Here is an 8641-nt window from a genome sequence, read left to right on the forward strand (position 1 = left end):
GTTGGTCACTCAGTTCAATTGAGACTCTAAATTTGTTTGCGTTACTTAGTAAACTAAGTTTCGCTGTTAGAACTCAATCTGTACGAGTGCCCACACAGATGATTGCTTTATATTGTTAAAGAACGTTTGAGATACTTTCGCGCCTCAAGGGCTGTGCATTCTACGCAAGCCGTTATTTTTGTCAACACTTAATTTTGAGAAAAGTTTATTTTTTCAAAACTTAGTCTTACTTGACTTAACCAACTCGTCGTTTTGCTTTTTTGTAAGCAGTCCGCCGTGTCGGTGGATGCTCATTATAGGGATGCAGCGAATTAACGCAAGCACTTTTTTGAGAAAACTTTAAAAAAACTGCCTTTTGTATCCTTTTTAGTCTAAACACCACAAAAGAGAAACTTTATTAACGCTTCAGTAACTTTTTGACCGTATTTAAGGCCATAAAAGTACAATACTCTAAAAACAAAAAAGCCCAGCAATATAGCTGGGCCTTTAAATTGTTCGCGTTTTTAGGTGTTAAGCAATGCCGTATTGATCACGATATGCTTTTACTGCGGCTAAATGCTCATCCATTGTGCCTTTGGCTTCTAGGTAACTAATTAAGTCAGCTAGTTTTACAATAGAGATAACTTTAGTGCCAAAGTCACGCTCGACTTCTTGAATAGCAGATAACTCAGCTTTACCTTTCTCTTGGCGGTCAAGTGCAATTAAAACACCACTTAAGTCTGCACCATTATCTGCAATGATTTCCATAGATTCACGAATAGCTGTACCTGCCGTGATCACGTCATCAACTAACATGATCTTACCTTTAAGTTCAGAACCTACTAATGTACCACCTTCACCGTGTGCTTTTTTCTCTTTACGGTTAAAACAGTAAGGTACATCTTTGTCGTGATGATCAGCTAAAGCAACCGCTGTAGTCGTTGCGATTGGAATACCTTTATAAGCAGGGCCAAATAATACATCGTAATCAATGCCCGCGTCTTCAAGTGCTGCAGCGTAAAAGCGACCCAAGCGTGCAAGGTCACGACCGGTATTAAATAAACCAGCGTTGAAGAAATAAGGGCTAGTGCGGCCAGACTTTAAAGTAAACTCACCAAATTTAAGCACCTGCTTTTCAAGTGCGAATTCAATAAACTCTTTTTGATAATCTTTCATAACTAATAAACCTACTTCTTTATTAAGCTAATGCTTGCTTTTGAACGTCGATAATTTCACGAATTGAGTGCTTAGCTAATGTAAGTAGCTCATCAAGTTCGTCGAATGAGAAAGGTTCGCCTTCAGCTGTACCTTGAATTTCGATGATTTTGCCAGTTTCGGTCAAGATCACGTTCATATCTGTTTCGGCTTCAGAATCTTCTAGGTACTCAAGGTCACTAATTGGTTGACCTTTATATACACCAACTGAAATTGCCGCAATCATATGCTTAAGTGGGTTTGAATTAATCATACCTTTACTACGCATGTAAGTAAGCGCATCAACTAATGCAACGCACGCGCCACTGATTGATGCTGTACGTGTACCGCCATCAGCTTGAATAACATCACAATCGATAGTAATGGTGTTTTCACCTAACGCCTTTAAATCAACCGCAGCACGAAGTGCACGTGCGATTAAGCGTTGAATTTCCATAGTACGACCGCCCTGCTTACCGCGCGATGCTTCACGGCCATTACGAGTATGTGTTGAACGAGGTAACATACCGTATTCAGCCGTAACCCAACCTTTACCTTGGCCTTTCATAAAGCGTGGTACACCAGCTTCAACAGTTGCTGTACACAAAACTTTAGTATTTCCAAACTCTACTAATACTGAACCTTCAGCATGCATAGTGTAATTACGTGTGAATGTAACCGGTCTAATTTGGTTAGGTGTTCTTTCGCTTGGACGCATTAACGATCCCCTTAATTCTGAATTTGCCACATTATAAGTCGATGTGGTGCCAGATGCCATGTTCATTTACATAATTAACTGCATCAGAAAAGCACATTTCAGAAAATTTACGCTAGAGGTTAAAAGCTGATTCGGTATAATCAGTCAACTTTGTAAATTTATAACACTAGGAAATCATCCATGATCCACAGCATGACAGCTTATGCGCGCCGCGAAATTAAAGGCGAATGGGGCACTGGCACTTGGGAAATTCGTTCAGTAAACCAACGTTACCTTGAAACTTTTATCCGCGCACCTGAGCAATTTCGTGGCATGGAACCAGTTATTCGTGAGCGTTTACGTAAACATTTACAACGCGGTAAGGTTGAAGTTTTCTTAAAGTTTGCTGCAAATCCAGCGCATGTTGGTGAGTTAACGATTAATGAATCACTCGCTGAGCAATTAATTAAAAGCGCACAATGGGTGCAAAACCAAAGCAATGGTGACATCAATCCTGTTGATATTTTACGTTGGCCTGGCGTTATGGAAGCCGAAGAGCTCGATATGGATAGTGTAAACACTGCGCTAATTGCAGGGTTTGACCAAGTAATTGAAGATTTTAAACAAGCTCGCGGCGATGAAGGCGCAAACTTACAAGAAATGATAGCAACTCGCCTTGATGCTATTTTAGAGCAAGTAACTATTGTTGAAGGCCACTTACCAGGAATTGCTAAATGGCAGCGCGAAAAACTAAACCAAAAGCTAGAAGAACTAAAAACAGATATCGATGAGTCTCGCCTTGAGCAAGAACTTATTTACCTTGCACAAAAACAAGATGTCGCTGAAGAACTTGACCGCTTAAAGTCGCATGTTAAAGAAACCAAAAAAATCTTAACTAAAGGCGGCGCGTGTGGCCGACGCCTCGACTTTATGATGCAAGAGTTTAACCGTGAAGCAAACACGTTAGCATCAAAGTCTATCAACAGTGATATCACAAACGCTGCGGTAGAGCTAAAAGTGTTAATCGAGCAAATGCGCGAACAGATCCAGAATATAGAATAAGCACGCTTTACAGTTTTTTATAAGACCCAGCACCTGCTGGGTCTTTTGTTTTAAAAAGTCTAAAAGCAGGCAAACTTGAGCACTTTTAGCGAAATAAAGTACAATAGTTCAATTAAAGGCTTGGATTAGCGATAGTCCGAGCCTGTTTATTTTTTATTAGAGACAGATCATGGCGCAAACTCGCGGAAATTTATTTATCTTGTCAGCTCCATCAGGGGCTGGTAAATCAAGCTTAATTGGTGCTTTACTAAAGAAACACAGCGATATGAAGGTATCGGTTTCGCATACCACTCGCTCACCTCGTCCGGGCGAAGAAAACGGTGTGCACTATCACTTTGTCTCTGTGGATGAGTTCAAAGCGCTAATTGAGAAAAATGACTTTTTTGAATGGGCGCAAGTGTTTGATAACTACTATGGTACGTCTAAGCAAGCAATCGAAAGCCAACTTGCAGCAGGCATTGATGTATTTTTAGATATCGATTGGCAAGGTGCTCAGCAAATTCGCAAATTAGTTGATGATGTTGAGACTATCTTTATTCTTCCGCCATCAAAAGAAGAACTTGAATCACGCTTAAATAACCGTGGTCAAGACTCTGCTGAGGTAATCGCAGGAAGAATGGCAAAAGCACAATCAGAAACATCACACTATAATGAGTATGATTATGTTGTTGTTAACGATGACTTTGATACTGCACTTACAGAAATCGAAACTATCGTTATGGCTAAACGTTTATCGTTAAAAAGCCAAACTGTGCGCCATCAGGCGTTATTAGAGAACTTACTTAAGTAATACTTTTTTAAGAATAAGATAAAAATTAACCACAAGCTATTGGCGAATTTAACTTGGTACAGTAAACTACGCCTTTGCTTAAGAATTTATTTGGAGTGCTAAGATGGCTCGCGTAACTGTTGAAGATGCAGTAGATGCAATTGGTAATCGTTTTGACTTAATTTTAGTTGCGGCTCGTCGTGCCCGCCAAATCGCGGTTGGTGGTAAAGATCCACTCGTTGATGCTGAAAATGACAAACCAACGGTTATTGCTTTACGTGAAATTGAGAAAGGGTTAGTAGATAGCTCTTCTATGGACTTAATTGATCGTGAAGAACAACAACATCAAGAAGCAGCAGAAATGGCTGCTGTGGCTGCTATCGTAGGTGGCAACCAATAATCAAGCTCCCCGCTTTGATTTAGCTATACGGCTAGTATTTCTACACTAGCCGTTGGCAAGCCCTTCTTTTCATCGTATATTCTATTCATACCGTTACCGATTTACTTCATTTGCGCATTGGAGTGTGACTTTGTATCTATTCGAAGGCCTCAAAAAGAAAATATCCGAATACTTACCACCCGCTGAGATTGAGCTGGTACAAAAAGCATACGTGGTCGCTCGCGAAGCCCACGAAGGCCAAACACGCTCAAGTGGCGAGCCTTATATCACCCACCCTGTCGAAGTGACACAAATACTTGCCGGCATGCACTTAGACCACGAAACGCTGATGGCTGCCCTGATGCATGACGTGATTGAAGACACTGACTTTAGCCAACAAGACTTAGCTGAAATTTTTGGCGACACAGTTGCCGAGCTTGTTGAAGGGGTGAGTAAACTAGATAAACTCAGCTTTAAAGATAAAAAAGAATTCCAAGCCGAAAACTACCGCAAAATGATCATGGCGATGACGCAAGATATTCGTGTGATCTTAATTAAACTGGCTGACCGTACTCACAACATGCGTACTTTGGGCGCACTGCGCCCTGACAAACGCCGTCGTATTGCCCGTGAAACCCTAGAGATTTATGCGCCAATTGCGAACCGCCTTGGTATTCATGATATTAAAAATGAATTAGAAGATTTAGGCTTTCAAGCGTTATACCCGATGCGTCATCGCGCATTAAGATCAGAAGTGGTCAAAGCACGTGGTAACCGTAAAGAAGTTATCAGCAATATTAAGACTGAAATTGAAGCACGTTTGGAAGAGTCTGGCATCGAAGCAACTATATCAGGCCGCGAAAAACACCTTTATAGCATTTACAAAAAAATGCTCAATAAAGAGCTGTCGTTTAACGAAGTGATGGATATCTACGCGTTCCGTATCAATGTTGATAATATGGATACCTGTTATCGCGTATTAGGTGTTGCTCATAACCTTTACAAACCAATCGAAACCCGTTTTAAAGATTATATTGCTGTACCAAAAACCAATGGTTATCAGTCGCTTCATACCTCATTAGTTGGCCCTCATGGTATTCCTGTTGAGATTCAAATTCGTACCCACGACATGGATCATATGGCAGATAAAGGGGTGGCTGCTCACTGGATGTATAAAAAAGCCGGTGATAGCGCAGGCCACACAGCACAGCAGCGTGCTCGCCAATGGATGCAAAGCTTACTGGAGCTTCAGCAAAGTGCGGGCTCATCATTTGAGTTTGTTGAAAACGTTAAAACAGAGCTATTCCCTGAAGAGATCTATGTTTTCACGCCAGATGGCCGTATCGTTGAACTACCTATGGGTGCAACAGCAGTCGACTTTGCTTATGCAGTTCACACTGATGTAGGTAATACCTGTGTAGGTGCACGCGTTAACCGTAAACCTCACCCACTAAGCAAAGCACTTGATACAGGGCAAACGGTCGAAGTCATCACCAGCTCAGGGGCGCACCCTAATGCAACTTGGCTAAATTTTGTTGTAACAGGTAAAGCACGTTTAGGTATTCGCAATTACCTGAAGAGCCAACAGCATGAAGAAGCCATGCTGCTCGGTCGACGTTTACTAGACTCAGCACTTGGTGAAACCAAACTCGATGATATTCCAGATGAAAACATTCGCCGTGTACTTCAAGAGCATGAACTAAATACCGTACTTGAGCTATTAGTCGAAATAGGCTCAGGTAATCTTATGAGTGTGCTTATTGCAAAACGCTTGATGCAAGTTGATGCAGACGACCTAGACGACCTTGCACAAAAAGCAAAAGCAACCATCATCGGTACTGAAGGCATGTTAGTTAATTACTCTAAATGCTGCCGACCAGTCCCAGGTGATGCTATTACTGCTTATATTAGCCAAGGTAAAGGCCTTACAGTTCACCGCCAAGAATGTAAGAACATTCGTGGTTGGGAAAAAGAGCGCTCAAAATACTTAGTTGTAAAATGGGACGATAACCCAGAGAAAGAATATATTGCAGCCCTGCGTATTGAGATTATCAATCACCAAGGTGCGCTGGCTAAATTAACCAATGTTGTTGCCTCAACCCAAGCCAACATTGTTGAAATAGCGACTGACGAAAAAGAAAGTAATTTATACATGATAGATTTAGGCATCACGGTTAAAAACCGCGTTCATGTTGCTAACATTATGCGCCGCATTCGCGTTATGCCTGATGTGCAAAGAGTCTATCGTAAAAAGTAACAAGGATAATCATGAACAAATCTTTTATTTCTACTGATAATGCGCCTGCAGCAATCGGTACTTACAGTCAAGCAGTTAAAGTAGGCACGGCTGTTTATTTATCAGGTCAAATTCCACTTGTGCCAGAAACAATGGAAGTAATCTCTGAAGACTTTACTGAGCAAACTCACCAAGTATTCAAAAACCTAACAGCTGTTTGCCAAGCTGCCGGCGGGCAAATTCAAGACATGGTAAAAGTGAATATCTTTTTAACTGACTTATCTAACTTTGCGATTGTTAACGAAGTGATGAGCCAGTACTTTAAGCAACCATACCCTGCACGTGCCGCAATTGGCGTACGTGCGCTACCAAAAGGTGTGCAAGTTGAGATTGACGGTATCATGGAGCTACCTTCAACAAACTAATCAGCCCTGCCAGCAACGCAAAGTTGCTGGCTCTTTTTTAGAAAAAGTTATTAATTCCCTCAACCGAAATTCTTGACTCATCAGCAAATCTCTAGCACTCTGTTGTTATAACAAGTAAAACCTTTAGCTAATGTAGTAAAAAAGGATCTCCAGGTGTTTAAGCTCGCTCACAACGGCAACGTTTTATTAGATGTTCATGAAAACTCGCCTCCTAGTGCTGCGTTTATTATCGAAGCATTAGAAAAGTCACCATTTTGCGAATGCAGAGTGGATCATGAAGCTATCAATAAATTCTTCAAAAGTGACTCTAACGAGCGCATGCTTGTTGTTGCCTCTAAACATGATGCGAGCCTAGTTGTAACCCTAAGCGATGATAAAATGCTTGCTACAGGCGAACTTACTCTTGCTGAAGGCGGCAAAGTTATGACGCTTGATGAAGCTAAAAAGGAGCTTATCAGAGCGGGCGTTGCTCGCGGATACAAACAAGCTTTCTTGGAACAGCTATTACAACAACAGTTTGAGTTACCAGCAGGAGAAGTCGCTAAAGGCGTGCTAGCAAAAGGTCGCTTACCTATCGATGGCCAACCATCAAAACTAGTTTCTCAAGTTGAAACGCTCAAAGATCGCTTAAAAAAACCCAAATTGCGTGAAGATGGTACTGTCGATATGCGTGATTTTGGCAAGCTTGCCAGTGTCGAACCCGGCGTATTACTTATCAAGCAAATCCCTGCGACTCCGGGTAAAGAAGGCTTTACTGTTACCGGTGATGTATTACCAGCCAAGCCTGGTGAAAGTAATACTCTAGTTGCTGGTGAAGGTACCGAAATATCTAAAAATAATCCGCTTGAACTTATTTCAGCCATTGCAGGTGTTCCAGTAGATATCGCGAATGGCATGCGTGTTGATGATATTTTTACCATTGCCGATGTCAACGTAAAAACCGGCCATGTAGATTTTGAAGGTAGCGTCATTGTAACTCATAATGTTGAGCCGGGAATGCGTATTAATGCCAAAGGCGATATAACAGTTATGGGCACTGTAGAGTCTGGTCATTTATCTGCAGCTGGTGATATCACCATAAAACAAGGCGTAATTGGCCACCAACTCGAAGATAAAAAGTTATCATGTAATATCATCAGCCAAGGTGACATTCACTTATCACATGGTCAATACAGCTACCTTGAAGCAAACAATATCCTCATCGACCGACAAGCCAGCCATTGTGTAATGAAAGCCACTAAATTGTTGCAAGTCGGCCAAGAAGATAACCCCCAAGGAAAACTATTTGGCGGTGAAATTTTAGATGCTCAAATAATTATTGCTGGCGAAATTGGCAATGAATCAGGCGCGAAGATGGTGATTAACTTAGCGGCTTCGGGTGCTGATGTCACCGCGCAAACTGATCAGTGTTTAAAAGATTTAGCACAAACAGATTCACAACTAGATACTTTGCAAGCGGCTATCGAAAAAGCAGATCAAGTAAAAGACGCCGAAAAGAAAAAACAGTTACTCGCAAAAATTGGTGCCACACAAATACACTATTGCGAGCAAGCTGAAATGCTTGAGAAAAAGCTATCAAGCTTGGAGCATCATCTGCATGATTTACTGGAAGATGCGCAATTAGTCGTTAATAAAAAACTGCATTCAGGGGTCAAAATTCATATTTTCGAAAAAGTTCTACTCACTAACCGCCAATACCCACCATGTAAGGTAAAACTTGAAGAAAACAAGGTTGAGGTAGAGTTTAAAACTAGTTAATAAAAAAGAGGCTTAAAGCCTAATGCTGATCAGTTAAGAAGTTGATCAGTTGACCGATCAGAATGATCATGCACAATCCGTAGTTAGGCAACTAACTACGGATTTTTTTGTGAATATAGAACAAGCTCTTCATTCTGCTTTC

At 41.3% G+C, this 8641-nt stretch carries 8 protein-coding genes; 6 read left to right on the plus strand and 2 right to left on the minus strand.

Features of this window, described 5'->3' with window-relative positions:
- Window positions 1-510: 510 nt before the first annotated feature.
- Together pyrE and rph are read right to left on the minus strand one after the other, a co-directional pair.
- Complete coding sequence (pyrE, locus tag ABMY41_RS20855) at window positions 511-1155, minus strand: orotate phosphoribosyltransferase (RefSeq protein ID WP_054554229.1); 645 nt, start codon at window positions 1153-1155, stop codon at window positions 511-513.
- 22 nt (window positions 1156-1177) lie between these two features.
- Window positions 1178-1891, minus strand: a complete 714-nt coding sequence (gene rph / locus ABMY41_RS20860) for a ribonuclease PH (RefSeq protein ID WP_054554228.1) — start codon at window positions 1889-1891, stop codon at window positions 1178-1180.
- Window positions 1892-2071: 180 nt separating this feature from the next.
- Between rph and ABMY41_RS20865 the strand changes: the two genes are divergently transcribed.
- From ABMY41_RS20865 to ABMY41_RS20890, 6 genes are all read left to right on the plus strand, one after another.
- A complete protein-coding gene (locus tag ABMY41_RS20865; protein WP_349276153.1) occupies window positions 2072-2932 on the plus strand; it encodes a YicC/YloC family endoribonuclease in 861 nt (286 codons plus the stop codon).
- Window positions 2933-3101: 169 nt separating this feature from the next.
- Entirely contained in the window at window positions 3102-3722 is a 621-nt protein-coding gene (gene gmk, locus ABMY41_RS20870; protein WP_054563423.1) for a guanylate kinase, read from the plus strand.
- A gap of 103 nt (window positions 3723-3825) precedes the next feature.
- On the plus strand, window positions 3826-4101 hold the full coding sequence (gene rpoZ, locus ABMY41_RS20875) for a DNA-directed RNA polymerase subunit omega (RefSeq protein WP_054554225.1): 276 nt from the start codon (window positions 3826-3828) through the stop codon (window positions 4099-4101).
- A 130-nt stretch (window positions 4102-4231) separates the two neighbouring features.
- Window positions 4232-6337 carry a bifunctional GTP diphosphokinase/guanosine-3',5'-bis pyrophosphate 3'-pyrophosphohydrolase gene (gene spoT, locus ABMY41_RS20880; RefSeq protein ID WP_175081165.1) on the plus strand — a complete coding sequence of 702 codons (2106 nt, stop codon included), beginning with the start codon at window positions 4232-4234 and terminating at the stop codon, window positions 6335-6337.
- A gap of 11 nt (window positions 6338-6348) precedes the next feature.
- On the plus strand, window positions 6349-6741 hold the full coding sequence (locus ABMY41_RS20885; RefSeq protein WP_054554223.1) for a RidA family protein: 393 nt from the start codon (window positions 6349-6351) through the stop codon (window positions 6739-6741).
- Between the two features lie 153 nt (window positions 6742-6894).
- Complete coding sequence (locus ABMY41_RS20890; protein ID WP_349276155.1) at window positions 6895-8499, plus strand: FapA family protein; 1605 nt, start codon at window positions 6895-6897, stop codon at window positions 8497-8499.
- Window positions 8500-8641 lie beyond the last annotated feature (142 nt).

It is taken from the genome of Pseudoalteromonas sp. BZA4 (assembly GCF_040104395.1).
Taxonomy (GTDB): Bacteria; Pseudomonadota; Gammaproteobacteria; order Enterobacterales; family Alteromonadaceae; genus Pseudoalteromonas.